Source organism: Acinetobacter sp. YH12045 (genome assembly GCF_013419925.1).
GTDB classification, from domain to species: Bacteria; Pseudomonadota; Gammaproteobacteria; order Pseudomonadales; family Moraxellaceae; genus Acinetobacter; species Acinetobacter amyesii.
This window is the reverse complement of record NZ_VOZE01000002.1, coordinates 196,303-214,287: the sequence shown is the minus strand read 5'-3', so window position 1 is coordinate 214,287 and position 17,985 is coordinate 196,303. Positions and strand designations below refer to the sequence as shown.

At 40.1% G+C, this 17,985-nt stretch carries 16 protein-coding genes; 9 read left to right on the top strand and 7 right to left on the bottom strand.

Annotated features, from left to right (window positions below; translation table 11 throughout):
* Positions 1-27 precede the first annotated feature (27 nt).
* The 3 genes from FTU02_RS04715 (at position 28) to FTU02_RS04705 (ending at position 4,505) form a co-directional block, all read left to right on the top strand.
* The gene (locus tag FTU02_RS04715; protein ID WP_078190389.1) at positions 28-1,263 is read left to right on the top strand and encodes a lipoprotein-releasing ABC transporter permease subunit; all 1,236 of its coding nucleotides are present in this window, start codon (positions 28-30) and stop codon (positions 1,261-1,263) included.
* Complete coding sequence (gene lolD / locus FTU02_RS04710) at positions 1,256-1,939, top strand: lipoprotein-releasing ABC transporter ATP-binding protein LolD (RefSeq protein WP_180034388.1); 684 nt, start codon at positions 1,256-1,258, stop codon at positions 1,937-1,939. The genes FTU02_RS04715 and lolD overlap by 8 nt, the downstream gene beginning before the upstream one ends.
* Positions 1,940-2,045: 106 nt before the next feature.
* A complete protein-coding gene (locus FTU02_RS04705) occupies positions 2,046-4,505 on the top strand; it encodes a DNA internalization-related competence protein ComEC/Rec2 (protein WP_180156089.1) in 2,460 nt (819 codons plus the stop codon).
* A gap of 31 nt (positions 4,506-4,536) precedes the next feature.
* On the opposite strand, the gene FTU02_RS04700 is transcribed toward FTU02_RS04705, so the two are convergent.
* Positions 4,537-5,508 (bottom strand): lysophospholipid acyltransferase family protein, encoded by a 972-nt coding sequence (locus FTU02_RS04700; RefSeq protein ID WP_180156087.1) that lies wholly within the window; start codon positions 5,506-5,508, stop codon positions 4,537-4,539.
* Between the two features lie 127 nt (positions 5,509-5,635).
* Here FTU02_RS04700 and sppA point away from each other — a divergent pair, with 127 nt between their 5' ends.
* Positions 5,636-6,661, top strand: coding sequence for a signal peptide peptidase SppA (gene sppA / locus FTU02_RS04695; protein ID WP_078190385.1), 1,026 nt, complete (start codon positions 5,636-5,638; stop codon positions 6,659-6,661).
* Positions 6,658-7,467 carry an alpha/beta hydrolase gene (locus FTU02_RS04690; RefSeq protein WP_180156085.1) on the top strand — a complete coding sequence of 270 codons (810 nt, stop codon included), beginning with the start codon at positions 6,658-6,660 and terminating at the stop codon, positions 7,465-7,467. The genes sppA and FTU02_RS04690 overlap by 4 nt, the downstream gene beginning before the upstream one ends.
* A gap of 78 nt (positions 7,468-7,545) precedes the next feature.
* Here the strand turns inward: FTU02_RS04690 and FTU02_RS04685 are convergent, their stop codons facing one another.
* The 3 genes from FTU02_RS04685 to purM all read right to left on the bottom strand — a co-directional run bounded on the left by FTU02_RS04685 (position 7,546) and on the right by purM (position 10,010).
* A complete protein-coding gene (locus FTU02_RS04685) occupies positions 7,546-7,983 on the bottom strand; it encodes an META domain-containing protein (protein WP_078192049.1) in 438 nt (145 codons plus the stop codon).
* Positions 7,984-8,300: 317 nt separating this feature from the next.
* The gene (gene purN / locus FTU02_RS04680; RefSeq protein ID WP_180102931.1) at positions 8,301-8,930 is read right to left on the bottom strand and encodes a phosphoribosylglycinamide formyltransferase; all 630 of its coding nucleotides are present in this window, start codon (positions 8,928-8,930) and stop codon (positions 8,301-8,303) included.
* A gap of 9 nt (positions 8,931-8,939) precedes the next feature.
* Positions 8,940-10,010, bottom strand: coding sequence for a phosphoribosylformylglycinamidine cyclo-ligase (gene purM / locus FTU02_RS04675; RefSeq protein ID WP_078190382.1), 1,071 nt, complete (start codon positions 10,008-10,010; stop codon positions 8,940-8,942).
* 134 nt (positions 10,011-10,144) lie between these two features.
* On the opposite strand from purM, the gene cxpE reads away from it, so the two are divergent.
* The 4 genes from cxpE to FTU02_RS04655 all read left to right on the top strand — a co-directional run bounded on the left by cxpE (position 10,145) and on the right by FTU02_RS04655 (position 16,454).
* Positions 10,145-11,362, top strand: coding sequence for a chloramphenicol efflux transporter CxpE (cxpE, locus tag FTU02_RS04670; protein ID WP_180156083.1), 1,218 nt, complete (start codon positions 10,145-10,147; stop codon positions 11,360-11,362).
* 18 nt (positions 11,363-11,380) lie between these two features.
* Positions 11,381-12,085 (top strand): DnaA regulatory inactivator Hda, encoded by a 705-nt coding sequence (gene hda / locus FTU02_RS04665; protein WP_078190380.1) that lies wholly within the window; start codon positions 11,381-11,383, stop codon positions 12,083-12,085.
* A 118-nt stretch (positions 12,086-12,203) separates the two neighbouring features.
* Positions 12,204-14,015: a rhombotarget A gene (rbtA, locus tag FTU02_RS04660; RefSeq protein WP_180156081.1), complete on the top strand. Its 1,812-nt coding sequence runs from the start codon at positions 12,204-12,206 to the stop codon at positions 14,013-14,015.
* Between the two features lie 24 nt (positions 14,016-14,039).
* Positions 14,040-16,454 (top strand): CSLREA domain-containing protein, encoded by a 2,415-nt coding sequence (locus FTU02_RS04655; RefSeq protein ID WP_180156079.1) that lies wholly within the window; start codon positions 14,040-14,042, stop codon positions 16,452-16,454.
* A gap of 88 nt (positions 16,455-16,542) precedes the next feature.
* On the opposite strand, the gene FTU02_RS04650 is transcribed toward FTU02_RS04655, so the two are convergent.
* The 3 genes from FTU02_RS04650 to FTU02_RS04640 are packed head-to-tail and all read right to left on the bottom strand — an operon-like array spanning position 16,543 to position 17,868.
* Positions 16,543-16,947 carry a DUF3106 domain-containing protein gene (locus tag FTU02_RS04650; RefSeq protein WP_078190378.1) on the bottom strand — a complete coding sequence of 135 codons (405 nt, stop codon included), beginning with the start codon at positions 16,945-16,947 and terminating at the stop codon, positions 16,543-16,545.
* Entirely contained in the window at positions 16,937-17,257 is a 321-nt protein-coding gene (locus tag FTU02_RS04645; RefSeq protein ID WP_180107988.1) for a hypothetical protein, read from the bottom strand. Before FTU02_RS04645 ends, FTU02_RS04650 begins: the two co-directional genes overlap by 11 nt.
* Positions 17,254-17,868 (bottom strand): RNA polymerase sigma factor, encoded by a 615-nt coding sequence (locus FTU02_RS04640; protein ID WP_180156148.1) that lies wholly within the window; start codon positions 17,866-17,868, stop codon positions 17,254-17,256. Before FTU02_RS04640 ends, FTU02_RS04645 begins: the two co-directional genes overlap by 4 nt.
* Positions 17,869-17,985: the final 117 nt, after the last annotated feature.

Sequence of the window (17,985 nt, the reverse complement as noted above, 5' to 3'; positions counted from 1 at the left end):
ATATATATTACCTCGGACTAGATGGTTATGTTTAAACCAATCTCGCTGTATATAGGGTTGAGATACACTCGCGCTCGGCGCAGTAACCACTTTATTTCTTTTATTGCTCTGGTATCCATGATCGGCCTCACGCTTGGTGTGGCAGTCCTTATTACAGTTTTATCTGTGATGAATGGTTTCGATCGTGAGCTGAAAACTCGTGTCTTAGGAATGATACCTCAAGCCACTGTTTCTTCAACACAAATTTTAACAAATTGGCCTGAACTTGCAAAAAAAATTGAGCAGCATGAGCATGTTCAAGGTGTCGCACCATTCACCCAATTACAGGGAATGTTGACGGCACAAGGTCAAGTGTCTGGCATTATGGTCAGTGGGATTGAACCGCAGTATGAAAAAAAAGTATCAATTATCCAAGACCATATGGTGGAAGGCAGTATCGATAACCTGAAAAAAGGTGAGTTTGGTATTGTCCTTGGCAAGCAAATGACAGATGCCTTAGGTTTAGGCTTGAATGACAGTGTGACCTTAGTGCTTCCTGAAGCAACACCTTCTCCGGCTGGCGTTGTTCCGCGTTTTAAACGATTTAAAATTGTGGGTATTTTCAGTATTGGTGCGGAAGTTGATTCGATGATGGGCTATGTGGCCCTGAACGATGCGTCGACTTTATTAAGACTGCCAGATGGTGCACAAGGCATCCGTATGAAGTTGGATGATATTTTTGCAGCGCCACAAGTATCTCAAGAAATTGTGCGTGATTTACCTGCAAACTTTTATGCTTCAGATTGGACTTATACGCACGGTAATCTGTTCAGTGCGATTCAAATGGAAAAGGCAATGGTAAGTTTATTGCTGTTCCTTATTGTATTGGTTGCAGCATTTAATATCGTGTCTTCATTGGTGATGGTGGTCACTGATAAAAAATCCGATATTGCCATTTTGCGTACACTAGGCGCTTCACCGGCTACAATCACACGGATCTTCATGGTGCAAGGTACAGTGATTGGGGTGATTGGTACGGTGTCAGGGGCGATTTTAGGGATTATCGCTGCATCGAGTATTAGTAATTTAGTCGGTTGGTTGAATACAACATTGGGCTTAAATATGTTTGATGCTTACTTCATCAACTATTTACCGTCTTATTTAAGATGGCAAGATGTTGTGGTGATTGTATCTTTATCATTGGGTCTTAGCTTTATCGCGACTATTTATCCGGCATTACGTGCAGCTAAAGTTCAACCTGCAGAGGCTCTACGCTATGAGTAATTTAGTTTTAGATGCCCAAAACATTACCAAATCTTTTACCGATGGGAAGTCTACAGTCGATGTGATTCGTGGACTTTCATTACAAGTCAAAGCAGGTGAGTTTGTTTCGATTGTGGGGTCAAGTGGTTCTGGTAAAAGTACGTTGTTGCATGTATTGGGTGGCTTAGATCGTCCAACATCGGGTCAAGTGATGATTAATGGTCAACGCTTTGACACTTTAGGTGAAGCAGAGCGTGGTTATATCCGTAATGAGCATTTAGGTTTTGTGTATCAATTCCATCACTTGTTGCCTGAATTTACCGCCTTTGAAAATGTGGCAATGCCATTGATGTTACGTAAGTCGAGTAACTTCAAAGAAGTGAAGCAGCAAGCTGAATATCTTTTGGAACGCGTTGGACTTTCCCACCGCATGACGCACAAACCTGGTGAGCTTTCAGGCGGTGAACGTCAACGTGTGGCTTTGGCTCGTGCATTGGTAGCAAGACCTAAGTTGATGATGGCTGATGAGCCAACAGGGAACTTAGACCGCAAAACCGCGGTGAAGATTTTTGAGTTGCTGTCTGAATTACGTAAAGAATTTAACATGGCAATGCTAATTGTGACCCATGATGAATATTTAGCTCAATCTGCTGATGCGATTTTGCATATGCAAGATGGTTTATGGGTAGATGACTAAGCGCTAAATTGATTTTGTAAAAAATTAGTGGATTAAGATTGTTTGATTGAAGCTCACCGCGGTGGGCTTTATTATTGCCAGCACATAATAAAAATAATGACGACTTATGTTACAAAGTTTTTGTATTGGCTGGATTTTAGGTATTTCTTTTATGGGGTTCATGTTTTGGAATCCACAACTCTCGACAGCTCAGTTGCTTTTTATTGTCCTGATTTGGCTAGTGCTACAGCTCTACATTTCACCAAAACTAAAAAGTATCTTTTCGAAAATCTTACAGCTCAGTGCAAATCTTTGCATAGGTGCAATTCTCGGCTTTAGTTTCGCCAATACTCAACTCGATCAGCGTTTGGCATTGGTTGAACATCAGAGCAGACAAGGCGAGTTTATAGCGTATATTCCACAGATCAGCCAACTCAAAGACCAAGCAATTCAGCAAAAAATTGAAGTGCTCAATCTGAATCAGCAGATTCAATATTTTATGGCGTATTTACCCAATTCAATTTTGCAAAATAATGAGCAGACGATCCAGTTGGTCCCTGGACAATATTATCGAATGTATGGTGAGTTACGGCCTACGCAGAGTTATGTGACAGAAGGTGCATTTGATCAAGAACGGTGGAGCATACAGCAAAATATACATGCCAGTTTAAAGGTGAAGTCGGTGGAATTAATACCACCTCAACATGTGATTGCGATGGGCTATGGGCAGCAGTATCAACGACATCAAGGTGTGTTGCATCAGTTCAAAATAAAAGTCGAACAGCAGCGTTTATATTTAAGAGCGTTTATATACCAACAGCCGCTGCGGAATCATGGCTTGCTGTTAGCGCTGCTTACAGGTGATAAAAGTTTAATCACTGAAGGCACCAGTGAATTATTTCAACGCTTTGGGATGAGTCATTTATTGGCGATATCTGGTCCACATGTACTTGTTTTTGCCAGCATGCTCTGTTGGGCGATGCAGTTTGGTATTCGCAAATATTGTCCCAAAATCTATCTCAAATGGCCCAAACAATATGTATTGGTCCTGCCCTTTATCTTTTGTGTCCTTTTATATTGTGCATTTACTGGTTTTGAAATACCGGCGCTAAGAACGCTGACGATCTGCCTTGTCTCCAGTAGCATACTTTTGTTACGGCAAACCATTCAGCCTTTTCAACTGCTGGTTTTTAGTGCCGCAATTTTATTGCTTGTGGATCCCTTTAGTATTTTATCCGCGGCATTTTGGTTGTCTTATGGCGCATGCTTTATTTTACTGCGGATTTATCAAACCTTAAGGAAGCATTTACTGGCTCAAGCGGAAGCCAGTTTTTGGCAAAAGTTAAAGCATTCAATGTGGTTGATGGTGGAATCACAATGGAAAATCTTTGTCGCTTTATTTCCATTGATGGTGATTTTTTTCAAGCAAGTGACTTGGATTAGCCCACTAAGTAATTTATTTGCCATCCCATGGTTAGGGGCTGTGGTGGTTCCTTTAGATATCATCGGAGGGGCACTTTCTTATATTTCTACACCTTTAGCGCATTTGGTTTTTTTATTCAATGATCTGTGTTTAGAAGTGTTACATGTATTTCTCTATGGCTTAGATCGACTCTTTGCACCAAAAATGCAAGATGTCGCATTGACGTCAACTCAAATCATACTGTTGATACTCGTTATAGTAATCTTATTTTTACCTGAAGGTATCTTGCCAAAATATTGGGCGGTCATTGCCTTTTTTGCTCTGTTTATCCCATGGAGAAATTCAGCAAACTTTCAACTTTCAATTTTAGATGTGGGGCAAGGGCAGGCGATCTATATCCGTTCTGTAGATCATCACATGATGGTAGACTTCGGTGGAAACTATGATGAAAGTCAATTTAGTGTCGGGCAAAATATCATCCGGCCATTTTTGAGTGTGAATGGTGTCCATCGACTAGATCGGGTGTTATTGACTCATTTAGATCAAGACCATAGTGGTGGCTTTTTCTCATTGGAGCAACAGCTTGATATTGGGCAGCTTTCAAGTAATGAGCGGGTACAAACCATAAACCAAGCTCCACAGCGCTTATGTCAGCGTGGTCAGCAGTGGAATTGGGATCAGCAAGTCTATTTTGAAATACTCTCGCCAAAGCCTGAAGATCTGACAGATGCCAAATGGAATGCCAATGAACGTTCTTGTGTTCTATATGTCACGGTCAAAGACGTCAATGGGCCACGACATTTTCTATTGATGGGGGATGCGGGTTGGGAGACTGAATATCAAATATTAAGTGATTATCCAGACCTAAAAGTCGATGTCTTGGTGCTCGGACACCATGGTAGTCGGCACAGTTCATCCTATGCGTTTTTAAACCATTTTAAGCCCAAGTTGGCGATTGCTTCTGCAGGGCGCTTTAATCGTTATGGACATCCTGCAAACATGACCCAAACACGCCTCAAACAATTAGACATTCCACTCTTGCAAACTGCACAAAGTGGAAGTATCCATTTCAAGCAAAATAAACAGCAAATTGAACTAATTGAAGAGCGGACAAAGTATAAATGGCTCGATCTATATCGCAGGCTATCTAAAGAATCTGAATAGAAAACTGCTTCAAGTGTATTGCTTGAAAATGTCATTCTGCCACATTTTTTATTGTTTGCTGTCTTTGATATTCCTCACGAATATCACGAATGCGTTGAACGGCTTCTTCATCACTAATATTGTATAGATTTCTCAATTTTGGGTTGGCTTTAAAGCGTTTATAGCTCCAGTGATAATGCTCTGGATAACGATGAATTAAATCTTCCACTGCTTTAAAGATAACTATAGAGCCATCATCTGCATTGCCTTGATAGATATTCTCATCCATAGGTTCGATATGCATATCAAAACCATGATTATCGTTACGAATGGCATACAGTAAGAGCGCACGTGCTTTGGTTTTTTGAATTAATTTTGCACTTAAGTTGCTGGTTTTTAGTGGAATACCAAAGTATGGAATCATTTCGCCGCCGGCATTGGGGGTATGGTCTGGCAAGATCACAGTCGTCCCACCTTGTTTTAAGGCTTTGAAAATCTGACGTACACCTGATTCATCCGTAGGAACCAATATTGCTTGCTCACGGCTTCGAGCAGCACGGACAAAATTGTTGGCAGATTCGCTTTTTACCGGCTTGTACATGATGGTCATTTGAGTGTACTGCGCAACCCATGCATTCATGATTTCCCAAGTACCAAAATGTGGTACTACGAGTACAACGCCTTTTTGTAGGGCGAGCGCTTCATGTAAATATTCAGCGCCATGTACGTGATGAATTCGTTGAATATTTTTTTCTGTACTTGCACCCCAAATGTTAAAAAATTCAAAATAAGAACAAAGTTCGTTTCGAATCGCTTGTTTAGTGAGTTGAATGCGAGCTGACTCTGATAATTCAGGCAATGCAATTTTAAGATTGCGTTGAATCGTAGAGTAGGTTTTAGAGATTTTTAAAACATTGACTAACCCAGCCAAACCTTTTGCAATTAATCTTGAAATTTGAATAGGTTGACGGCTGATAAATTTTAACAGGTGATATGTGGTGTCCTGTGAATTTTGGTCGGTCATCTTATTTAAGTCTGAAAGAAATGAAAGAAAATTTAAAATAATTATAGGGGAAAATGAATTGATTAGACAGTTATAGCGATTAGCGTGTATATAATGACTACAAATTAACGATCAAATGGGTTTTTTTATGTCCGAATGGCCACCAAAACCTGAAGAAAAACAGCAAAGTTCTTCAAACAATATTCAGCAGCCAACTGGAAATGAATGGAAAATATTAGAAAAAGCCGTGCTTTCTTCCGTTGAAGAACAACGTAGAGCACGTAGATGGGGTATATTTTTTAAATTTTTAACCTTTGCTTATTTGCTATTTATTATCATTGCGATGGCAAAAAGTTGCAGCATGTCGTCATCTGATCCTGCAGCAACAGCGGGTTCACATATTGCCGTGGTTGATATCATTGGGACCATTGCAGCGGACAAGCAAAGTGTAAACAGTGCAAATACCATCAAAGCTCTGAAAAAAGCTTATGAAAATAAACAAAGCAAAGCGGTTGTTCTCAATATTAATTCACCGGGTGGTTCACCTGTTCAGTCTGATGAAATTTGGCAAGAAATTCAGTACTTGAAAAAAGCCCATACCGATAAAAAACTGTATGCCATTATTGGTGATACAGGCGCTTCAGGTGCGTACTATATTGCGTCTGCGGCAGATGAAATTATTGTCAATCCTTCAAGTTTAGTGGGTTCGATTGGCGTGATTATGCCGAATTATGGTGTTAGTGGTTTGATGCAAAAATTCGGTGTAGAAGATCGCACCATGACTTCGGGTGAGAACAAAGCCATTTTATCCATGACTCAACCTGTAGATGCAGCACAAAAAGCACATGTTCAAGGTGTACTCGATAATGTTCATGCGCATTTCATTAATGCAGTGAAGGAAGGTCGCGGTAAGAAATTAAAATCAAATGATCCAGCTATTTTCTCAGGTTTATTTTGGACGGGTGATCAGGCTGTGAAGCTAGGTATTGCTGACCGTACAGGTAGTTTAAATAGCCTGAAACGTGAATTAAAAACTGAAAAAGCCGTGAACTACACCATTGAAAATAGTCCGTTTGATTCTGTACTAGGTCGTATGGGAAGTTCATTTGGTCAAGGTTTGGCAAGCGCATTGTCACAACAGGTTCAATCTGAAAACAGCACGAAATTACAATGAAACCGTTAATTCATTTTGCGCACGCCAATGGCGTGCCATCACGGGTTTATCAAAAATTGTTTGATTTACTGAGTGATGAATATGATGTGATCTATGTGCCGTTACTTGGGCCAGATAAGCGTTACCCAATCGATAACCATTGGAAGAGCTTAACACAGCAAGTCATTGACAGTATTGTACGTCAGGCCAATGGTCGTAAGGTGATTGGATTAGGTCACTCATTAGGTTCGGTTTTAACATTTCAGGCTGCTTTACAACGCCCAGAATTGTTTGAACAAGTGTTAATGATTGATCCGCCTATGATCATGGGGAAAGAGTCTTTTGCTTTGCACATCGCAAAACTCCTCAAACTTAAAGTCCTCGATAAAATGTCCCCAGCAGGATTGTCGAAGCGTCGTCGTGATCATTGGGACAGCCGTGAACAAGCAGCAGAGCTTTTAAGGCCGAAAGGTTTTTATAAAGATTTCGATCCAGACTGTTATCAATCTTATATTGATCATGCCTTGATGGACGATAAACTGCGTGGTGGGGTGGAATTGACGATTTCACGTGATGATGAGGTTCATATTTTTCGAACTAATCCTTCACTGTGGTGGTTACCTCATGCTCAACCGCAAGTACCTGTACAGCAGTTAATTGCAGAGCAGGGACCATTTTTAGCTCGGCACTTTCCACAAAAGGTTGAGAAAAAATTTGGGATTCCATTTAAAGTTGCTGCGGGGAGTCATATGTTCCCATTGGAACATCCTGTGGAAACTGTTGAATTGATCAAAGATTTACTTAAATTGTCTAAGCGTCATTATTGAACCTTAAAAACCACAACACATAAAAAAAGCACTCTATAGAGTGCTTTTTTTATGAATGAAACATCCTACTTTTGAGATTTATTTCGCATTTTCAAATTGTAAAACAACTTTGTTATTGGCATCTAAAAATTTCAAATGATCTTTAGAGGCATCATAATGAGTGACTTGGCTCAATGCCTGCGAAAAATGTTGAGGAATATTTGTCGCAGTCAAACACGCTCTTTGTGTTGTAGCAAGGTTTGAAAATTGGATTTTTGTGTTTTGCACAGCGTAACCACCCATGAATCGATTACAACCATCAGAACCACTTACACGAGTATCGTCGAAAGTGATAGTGGGTACGTTCGAATTGTTAGGGTCAGCTTCGAGCTTAACGCCTTGAATTTCACTCGCAACCCAATTTTTGTTTTGTAATTTATCTAAATTACGATCAGTAGCTGGATTTGATGTCGTAGCACAACCAATCATACCCAGTGTTATACATGCACAAGTCGCCAGTGTGATGGATTTTAACATGTGATTTTCTCCACTTTTGTTTGAAGGATGTAATATTTCTAGATTTATAAGGTTTTCTAATTGCAATATAAGCTTATTATTTTAATGATGCTAAAAGCTTTAATTTAACTAAAAACTACATATTGATCATAAAGTTGAACATTCTGCAAAAATGGATTTTAGATTTTAGATTTTAGATTTTAGATTTTAGATTTTAGATTTTAGATTTTAGATTTTAGATTTTAGATTTTAGATTTTAGTAATAAATAGAGTTTTATTTGGCCCTTAAAAAACAAAACGCACCCTAAGATGCGTTGATTGTTAAGTTATACAGTTGCTTAGAACTTACAGAATTGAACAGGTTGTTGCAAAGGCTCGCCACGATATAAAACACCGTTTTCAGTGTGTTGAATGGTGCCATTACAAATCCATTCTGCCACTTGAGGGTAAATCACATGCTCAAGCACGTGAACCCGATCTGCCAGACTTTCAGCATGATCATGCACATTGACTTTAAGTACGCCTTGAGCAAGCGCTTGACCAGCATCCAGCTCTGCAGTCACATAGTGAACTGTACAGCCATGGAAGACATCACCGGTGTTTAAAACACGTTGATGAGTATGCATTCCTTTATAATTTGGCAGCAGAGAAGGGTGGATGTTAATCATTTTTCCTTCCCATGCTTTGACAAATTTTGCGCTTAAAATGCGCATAAAGCCTGCCAAAATGACCAAATCAACATCCCAGTCGAGCAGTTGTTGATGCATCACATCATCAAAAGCTTCACGACTTGGATATTGCTTATGTTCAATGACTGCAGTTGCAATATTTGCTTTTCTTGCACGTTGCAGTGCAAAAGCGTCAGGTCTATTGGAAATCACCCCAACGATTTGACCTGATAGATTGGCATCGATCAGGGCTTGCAGGTTAGATCCGCTGCCTGAAACAAGTACAGCAATTTTAATCATGAACGTTGCTTATGCGAAAACTACGCGGATTTTTTCGTCAGCGCCTTCAACAGATTCAGCATTATCTGCAATGTGACCCATTGTGAATGCTTTTTCGCCAAGGCTATTGAGTAATTCAACAGTTTTGTCAGCATCGGCTGCATCAACCACGAGAACCATACCTACGCCACAGTTAAATGTGCGGTACATTTCAAATTGTTCAACACCACCTTCTTTTTGAAGTAGTTTGAATAATTCTGGCCATTCCCAAGATGCTTCATTGACTACCGCTTGAGCACCATTTGGCAGTACGCGAGGTAAGTTACCCGGTAAACCGCCGCCTGTGATGTGCGCCATAGCGTGTACATCCACTTCTTTCAATAACTGAAGAATTGGTTTTACATAAATACGTGTTGGTTCCATTGCTGTATCTGCAAGTGGACGACCATCAACGATTTGAGTAAGGTCGACGTTTTTCACATCTAAAATTTTACGAAGAAGTGAGTAACCGTTTGAGTGTGCGCCAGAAGATGCAACACCAACTAAAACGTCACCCGCTTTAACTTTAGAGCCATCAATAATTTTACTTTGCTCAACTACACCTACGCAGAAACCTGCAAGGTCATAGTCTTCGCCTTCATACATACCTGGCATTTCTGCAGTTTCACCGCCAACCAATGCACAGCCTGCAAGTTCACAACCCGCACCGATACCAGTCACAACATTTGCTGCAACGTCAACGTTGAGGTGGCCAGTTGCATAGTAATCAAGGAAGAACAGTGGTTCAGCACCACATACAAGAAGATCGTTTACGCACATTGCAACCAAGTCTTGACCAATTGTGTCATGACGGTTCAAATTCAATGCTAAACGTAATTTTGTACCAACACCATCTGTGCCAGATACGAGAACAGGTTCTTCATAACCTTTAGGAATTTTACAAAGAGCGCCGAAGCCGCCTAGGCCGCCCATTACTTCAGGACGTGCAGTACGTTTCGCGACAGATTTGATACGATCGACTAACGCGTCGCCCGCTTCAATGTCGACACCTGCATCTTTGTAGCTTAAACCAGTGTTTGGGGTAGAAGTTGAGTTGCTCATAATGAAGTCTCCGCATTCGCGCGGGGATTATAACCTGAATATGCAAAACTCTTATGCTATTTCGCACTAAAATGTTATCTTTATTAAAATATTTTCCTTTCTATAACGATTACATTGAAAAAAGGTGACTTTATATGGGTGATCGCACCTTGCGCCGAATATTTATTCTTGCTGGGATAGCATTGATCATATGGGTTTTATACTTATTAAAGCCTGTAGTTGTTCCTTTTGTCGGCGCATTTCTAATTGCATATTTATTTAGCCCTTTAGTCGATAAATTACATAATATTGGCTTGCCGCGCTGGTTATCTATCAGTTTGGTCTTTATTGGAATTGGTGTCGCTATATTCCTTGCAATGTGGTTCCTCGTACCACTGGTATGGGAACAGTTGATGTATGCGAAAAACAATATTCCAAGCAATATTCATTGGGTCAACTATACATTCCTGCCGTGGTTATCAGAGACATTTAATCTTGTACCGATGGAAATTGATACAGAGCAAATGTCAGCAGCGATCATGGAGTATATTCAAACCAACTATAGTGCAGACAGTATCCAAGCCATGTTGTTAAAAGTGGCACAATCGGGTCTGAATTTCATACAGATTGGTGGCACGATTGTCTTAATTCCAATCATAGCTTTCTATTTCTTATTAGATTGGGAACGAATGTTAGAAAACATGCGTCGACTTATTCCACGTAAATATGAAAAAAGCACGCTCACAATCGTGGGCGAATGTCATGAAGTTTTAGGTGCATTTGTAAAAGGCCAATTCTTGGTAATGTTCTTATTGGGCGTTGTTTATGCGGTTGGACTCCAATTAGTCGGTATTGAGGTTGGCATCATCATTGGGATGATTGCGGGTCTAGCCAGTATTATTCCGTATTTGGGTTTTGCGGTAGGTATTATTTCGGCAATTGTGGCTTGCCTGTTCCAATTCGGTTTGGATTGGGTGCATTTGGCCTTAGTACTGGTGGTATTCATGGTAGGGCAGGCAATAGAAGGTTATATTTTACAGCCTTTCTTATTAGGCGACAAAATTGGTTTGTCTCCTGTGGCAGTGGTATTTGCAGTCCTTGCAGGCGCGCAATTGGCAGGACTCCTCGGAATGCTCATTGCACTACCCGTTGCAGCGATTATTGTGGTCTTATTACGTCATGCACGCGAAAATTACGAGAAAAGTAATTTATACCGAAATGATGTACTTGTCGTAAATGATGCTGCAAGTGGCACTTTAAACGTAGAAACCAATCAAGTTGCTGTTGATATTGAGCTCAAAAATCAGTCTGCAAATTCGCTGCAAGATCCTGAAATTTCGAGTAACATTGAAAGATCAGAACATAAAGATTGATAAGGCCAAAATATAGATATGCGTCAATTGCAGCTAGATATAGAACCACAACTCGATGCCCGAATTAGTGATTTTTCTGGGCCGAGTTGGGGGCATGTAATCGATGGTGTTCGTCAGTTACATGCTGGTTTAATGAATCGTTTCTATATCTATGGTGGAGCTGGCACAGGAAAAAGCCATTTACTGTCTGCAATATGTGACTCCTATTTAGAAATTGGCAAATCAGCAATTCAAGTTTCATTGCTTGAATTGCTAGATGCTCCCACTGAAGCGATTACTTCGCTCGATCGCTATGACTTGGTGGCTTTAGACGATATTGAAGCGATTAGCGGAGTTCCACATTGGCAAAAAGCTGTTTTTCACCTGATTAATTATAATAACGAAGAAGGTGGTCAATTGGTCTTTTCATCTCGGCTGGCGCCCATTGAACTCAAACTTGAACTGCCAGACCTACAGTCTAGATTAACTCAGGCTGTTAGTGTGAAAGTGCCGAATGGTAGCTTATACGCAGACCGTCAAGCGCTCGTGAACTCTGTTTTAGCGCGACGTGGCATCCATATGGATCAACAAATTGTAGATTATTTGTTGGCACATGGGCCGCATCAGGCGTCTATTTTACTTCGCTCTTTAGAACAACTGATTCAGATGTTAAAAGGTGAAAAAGTCAAATTGAGTCATGCCAATTTAAGACAAATTTTTGCCCTAATTGATGAATATCGGTAAGCAATAAAAATTCTTGAGTAATTACTCAAGCTGTGACAAAGTACATAAAAATATTTTAATGTTGCAAGGATTGTGCAACTTAAGAATAAAAAGATAAAAAATATTTAAGGAGATGGATATGCTCAAACAGAGCATAGGCATTGGCATGCTTCTCATGGCAGGTCATGCATTTAGCGCAGAAATTACCGTTACAACCACTGAAGATGTTGTAAAGGATGACAAGGAATGTTCACTTCGTGAAGCCATAGAATATATCAATAATGGTATGCCAGAAGCCGGATATAATGGTTGCGGGGGTAAAGACGCCTATGCCTCAATTTCTCTGAAAAAAAATGAAGTTTATAAACTCACTAAAAAAATTGATATTAAAGCAGAACTGAATCTGAAAACGGCGTATGACAGTAACGTCAATGAAGATGTCGTACTCGGTCTTAATAATGCCGTCATTGAAATGACGGGTAAGGATCAAATTTTTAATATTAATGATGGCGAAAAAGAACTACTTGCGATCAATTTTAAAGAAATTTCATTTAAAGGATGTAAGCAAGATCAATGTGCTGATAAAGGCGGCATCATTTTTAATAATGAAAAACTCACACTTGAAAATGTAAAGTTTGAAGATGGCTATGCACGACTTGGTGGTGCAATCTACAATGTTGGATTTTCAGAAGATGGCGCAGCTGTAGCAAGCCGTCTGTATATGCGAACCACAATTTTTCAAAACAACAAAGCGGTAGATGGTGGTGCAATTTACTCAGAAGCACCTGCTTATGAAATCTATACGTCTTTGTTCAAAAATAATGAAAGCACTTCTGGTCGAGCGATTGTTTACAATCAAAATGGGCTCGCAGACATCAGCAAGTTGGTGTTCAGTAACCCTCAAAATATCATTGCCAATAGTACCTTTTTCAAAAACAAAGGTTTTGCTGTCAACTTACGTGATGGTTTAGCACTCAATAATATTACAGTACTGAAGAACAGTGGTGGTATTGAATTAAATAGTACCTCTGAGCATGCTTATTTAGCCAATAGTGTGGTGATTGGTAATGCGCTCAGTGGTACCGCTCAAGATTGTAAAGTTGTGAACTCAGGAACAGACAAATCTGTTTTTTATAACAACTTAGTGGCTGCAAGTTGTCCTGTTGGGCCTGTTGCAAATTTAAATGATGTGTGGTCTGGGACGAGTTTAATTGCGGGTGAAGATGAAGGTAGCTGTAAAACCTTAACAGAAGATCGTAATGCACTTTTCTGTCCATTTACCACAGCAAATAACGCATTTATTGGTTATTTACGTCCTCGTATTTTATTAGATTACGAAACGATTTTCTCAAGCCCGATATTAAATAAGGGCAAGACCACAGCAGATGGCAATGAGCATCATGTGTATTGTGAGTCTTCTGATCAGCGTGGAAAAAATCGTAATTTGGATGATGTTTGGTGTGATCGTGGTGCAATCGAAATTGTGGTTCCTGTGAGCATGCCTCGATTAGGTAAAGACATTCGTACAGGTGAAGTGGCCAAGTTTAATATTTTAGATGCATTAGGTGACAGTGATTTAATTCCAAAAGAAGAATGTACAAAAGTGATGGGTATGGCAAATCCAACGGGTGAGCCATGGCAAGATGGTTGCCCAATAATTGTACAAAGCACCGAATCTAAAGGTAAATTTACACTGAATTTGAATGGTGATTTTGAATACACGCCAAATGGAAATTGGCATGGCGCAGATATTTTTGAATTGCGTGTGGTGACGTCTTCAACCCGTTTTAATACTTCGGCAAAAAATTATTTAGCTGCAGTAGTGCGTATTTTCCAAGAACCAAACAATGAAATGGAAAGTAAAACTGTTAAAACATCGGGTGGTGCTCTAGGCTGGGCGAGTATTTTTGCGCTGCTTGGCTTAGTTGGATTTCGTCGCTTTAAAAAATAGTCTGGATAGAATTAAGGACAGCACATGAAAAATTATAAAAAAGGATTGCTGGCGGTCATGGTCCTTGCGGCTATGTCATCTATGGCAGCGACAAGTAACATCATCAAAGTTACGACCTTTGATGATGAAAATGGAGAAAATCTCAATCAATGTTCTTTACGTGAAGCAATTGAAACTGCGCGTAAAAACAAATCTTTTGGTGGATGTAATGTCGGTAATCCAAATAATGGGCAGACCGATTATATTCAACTTGAAGCAGGTGAATATCTTCTGACCAAAGGTGAGTTAGTTCCGCTCAATCAGATCGTGATTGAGGGGAAAAGTCGCTTTAACTATGATTCAAAAAATTTACTGACGCAGAAATTTCCTGCCTATGAGGATATTAGAACGACGATTAATGCCCAAGGCAAATCGCGTATTTTTAATACTTCACGCTCAGAAGCCAACTTTATCGTCAATAATGTACGCCTTACTGGCGGGATGGCAGAAGACCGTGGTGGTGCCTTGTATTTAGGGGGAGCATTTACTTTAAATAATGGTGCAATTGAAAACTCTCAAGCCAAAGTTGCTGGCGGTGCAATCTACTCCGTTGCGCATAATATGTCGAAAAAAACATTATTGGTGAGCAGTTTAGTTCAGGGCAACATCGCACCTAAAGGTAGTGTTGTCGCTATGGATTGTATCGGGAACTTGGGGGATACCCAGCCTGAAATTGTGTTCCAGCAAAGCAGTATTATTCAAAATGGTTCATCGACGAGCAATAGTGTGATGGACTTCTGTGGAAATGCCAAGGTTGAACTGACAGCAAATACGATTGCAAAAAACCAAGCAAATCCAAGTACGGGTAGTATTATCCGCGCCATTTCTCAGGGAACGGAACGTTTAAGTGCTTTTTCTAGCTTCGTTTTAACCAGTAATACAATAGTCGAGAACAATGCGGCTAGTACCTATTATTATGATAACAATGGTACAAAGGCTTGGTATTTCAATGTATTGGCCTACAATACTGGTGGAAAATCTTGTCGTTATCTGAATAATGCAGTACCTGATAATGGTCAAAAATTTGTGGCAAGTAATAATGCATTTGAACTGGCAGCCGCACAGTGTGATTTACCAGAAAGTGTGCTGAATAGTACGGAAAGCTTTCTGCAAAACCATGATGTAAGTAGCTATGCTATGGGGACTTTGTTAAGCGCCCTACAAACAAAATCTGCTTATAATTTGTATTTACCTTTGTATTACCCGAAAGCAATCGGCAGTGGTTTTGACTTGATCAATCTGGGCTTAGACGGCTGTAGTGATGCGGATCAACGGGGCATTTTGCGGATCACCGATGGTACCTTACAGTTATCACCTACGCAAAGAAACACATGTGATATTGGTTCGGTTGAGTTAATGAATTTAACCGCAGCAGATATGGCAGATATTACCAATGAGTCTTTAACAGCTCTGCAAGATAAGTATCAAAATACAATTGATAGTTTGAAAAAGGATATCGAAGATCCAAATTATGCAGAATATAAAGTTGCCAATCAGGATGATTTAACAAAGTACGAAGCGGTATTAAGTGCATTAAAAAATAACCTCAAATATCGTGCAGTTTATTTTGATCCATTCCCAGCATCATTACCTCAAGAAGAGTCTGTGAACGGAAGTGCTGAAACACGACAAATTGCCTTAAATGCTGACAACTATACCGTGACGACTTCACCAATCGGCATTGGTAGTGAAATTACGGTGTCTAGTACAGGCGAAGCAAGTATCGTAGGTAATCCACCACATGACCTGCACTGTGATTGGGATGCGGGAATAAAACAAATCGTTATATATCGCACTAGTGGAGCAACAACAGCACCTACCGAATACGGTTTTTGTAAATATACGCTAAAACAAAAGACAGGGAGTCAGGCGGAATCCTCTGGTGTGGTCCGTGTGGCATTTAAAAATATGACCCCAGTGGCCAAAGCTGCGCAATATACGATTAGTCCGTCAAATAATTTGTCTGTTACCGTCAATAATTTATTAGAAAATGCTAATGATGATGGTGATGGTCCAGTTGCATCTATGCCAGCAGGTAAATCGGTATGGCATAAAAATGAAGAAGGCCAAATTATTCCCATTCGCTTTACGAAAATCCCAGCAGGTTTAAACTTTGAAGCGGAGTATAGTGGCAGTTGCCCAGCAAGTTATTTAAAGGAAACTTGCTACGGTGGAAAAATTACCTTCTCAGTAAAAAATGGCTTTAGTCAGTTTGACTATCCTGTTGAATATAGCGTTGTCGATAGTGATGGCATTGCATCAAGCAATGCAATTCTGACCCTTAAGAATACAGCGAAAAATACCAACTCTTCTTCTAGCGGCGGTGGCTCAATGGGAGTATTTGGACTGTTGGCATTGATTGGTTTGGGTGTGTATCGTCAGCGTCGGTTGAGCAAGTAAGACAATAAAAAAAGCCTCGATAAGAGGCTTTTTTTATGACTTTACTAATGTAATTGATTTGATTTTCACAAGATAATGTTGTTATTGATTAGTGAACGACAGCGATAGGCTGTAAATATTTATTGATATACTCATCGCGAATAGCAGGTCTTTCATCAGGACTAGCTTTTTGCATACGTGTCGCGAGTTCTTTACGTTCTAAAGTACTCATTTTTTGCCATGTTTCGCGCATACGCTGCTTTTCACTATCTGGAAGTTGGGTGAACCAATCCATGCGCTGTTGCAAGCTGACACGTTGATCTGCAGGAATCTCTTTGAGTGCCTGATACTTTTTAATTAAAGCCTGTTGTTCTGCTTCAGATAGCGAATCCCAAGTTTCATTGACTTGAGTATCTGCATCTTTTGAAAATATCCAAAAGCGATCAAAGCCAGCAAAACTGGTTTGCAGAAAACTAAAAGCACAGAATGCAATTGCTAATTTTTTAGCTGCCATGTGGAACTTTGTCCTCACCCAGAACCATCAACATTTCAAGATCTTCCACCATTTGAGGGGAGAGCTTAGGGGTTGAAATCACCTGATTTTGTGGTTTGTCATCCAGTACAGTCGCATTCGGTAAAATGACAAAACCTGCAATTGCTGCTGCAAGTGCAAAGCCAGACATTTTCCAGAAACCATAACGTGAAGTTTCGCGCCGATGAATATCTTCAAGCACGTTATTCATGACAGTTGCTTTGTCTTTATGGTGCTGTGCGAGTCCATCAAGTTTGGAAGTTACTTGCTTTAAGAAATCATCTTGTTTCATTCGGATGATCCTCCCATATGTGGATTCAAATGTGCCAAAGCGGTACGTAAACCTTGAATGGCACGGTGGTAATGTGTTTTCACACTGCCTTCGGAACAATTCATAATTTCTGCAGTTGTATGCGTATCAAAGCCTTCCCAAGCTCGCAACATAAATGCTTGTTGCTGGCGGACTGGAAGTTCTGCGATAGCATCTTGTATTTCCTCTGCAGTGACAGCCTGATCCAGAAAGTCGAAAGGGTTTGGTGTAGATTCATCTACAACATCCTGTATTTCGACATCGTCGTCATCTAGGCTGACTTTTCTAAATAGGGAAAACGGCTGCGAACGACGTGCTTCTTTTCGACGCCAGTCTTGCAGCTTGTTATTTAAAATGGTGTAAAACAGGGGATACCATTCCTCTGTGGACTTTTCAGCATAAGCTTTATGTAAGGAAATAAAGGCTTCTTGCACCAAGTCCATGGCAATGCCATGTTGACCGTGCGTTGCACTTTCCATCATTACTAAAGCACGCCCCGTCACTTCATGCATGAAGTTTTTCAGGCGAGACTCAGCCGTGCTTTTTAAAACACTGCTGTCTTGCGTCTCGGACTTTTTGGGTGCTAAATCCATAGAGATGGAAAATCCTGTCATCGGATACCCACCATTATTTCCATATTCATATACAAATAACGATGGAAATAACAGTTAGGTTGACAAAAAGAATTATTATTTTTTCTAGTGTAGTCT

Coding starts and splice junctions, on each gene's coding strand:
- rbtA (WP_180156081.1), top strand. CDS start 12,204: ATGCTCAAACAGAGCATAGGCATTGGCATGCTTCTCATGGCAGGTCAT.
- sppA (WP_078190385.1), top strand. CDS start 5,636: ATGTCCGAATGGCCACCAAAACCTGAAGAAAAACAGCAAAGTTCTTCA.
- FTU02_RS04700 (WP_180156087.1), bottom strand. CDS start 5,508: ATGACCGACCAAAATTCACAGGACACCACATATCACCTGTTAAAATTT.
- FTU02_RS04715 (WP_078190389.1), top strand. CDS start 28: ATGTTTAAACCAATCTCGCTGTATATAGGGTTGAGATACACTCGCGCT.
- FTU02_RS04650 (WP_078190378.1), bottom strand. CDS start 16,947: ATGGCAGCTAAAAAATTAGCAATTGCATTCTGTGCTTTTAGTTTTCTG.
- FTU02_RS04705 (WP_180156089.1), top strand. CDS start 2,046: ATGTTACAAAGTTTTTGTATTGGCTGGATTTTAGGTATTTCTTTTATG.
- purM (WP_078190382.1), bottom strand. CDS start 10,010: ATGAGCAACTCAACTTCTACCCCAAACACTGGTTTAAGCTACAAAGAT.
- hda (WP_078190380.1), top strand. CDS start 11,381: ATGCGTCAATTGCAGCTAGATATAGAACCACAACTCGATGCCCGAATT.
- FTU02_RS04685 (WP_078192049.1), bottom strand. CDS start 7,983: ATGTTAAAATCCATCACACTGGCGACTTGTGCATGTATAACACTGGGT.
- FTU02_RS04655 (WP_180156079.1), top strand. CDS start 14,040: ATGAAAAATTATAAAAAAGGATTGCTGGCGGTCATGGTCCTTGCGGCT.
- lolD (WP_180034388.1), top strand. CDS start 1,256: ATGAGTAATTTAGTTTTAGATGCCCAAAACATTACCAAATCTTTTACC.
- cxpE (WP_180156083.1), top strand. CDS start 10,145: ATGGGTGATCGCACCTTGCGCCGAATATTTATTCTTGCTGGGATAGCA.
- FTU02_RS04640 (WP_180156148.1), bottom strand. CDS start 17,868: ATGGATTTAGCACCCAAAAAGTCCGAGACGCAAGACAGCAGTGTTTTA.
- purN (WP_180102931.1), bottom strand. CDS start 8,930: ATGATTAAAATTGCTGTACTTGTTTCAGGCAGCGGATCTAACCTGCAA.
- FTU02_RS04645 (WP_180107988.1), bottom strand. CDS start 17,257: ATGAAACAAGATGATTTCTTAAAGCAAGTAACTTCCAAACTTGATGGA.
- FTU02_RS04690 (WP_180156085.1), top strand. CDS start 6,658: ATGAAACCGTTAATTCATTTTGCGCACGCCAATGGCGTGCCATCACGG.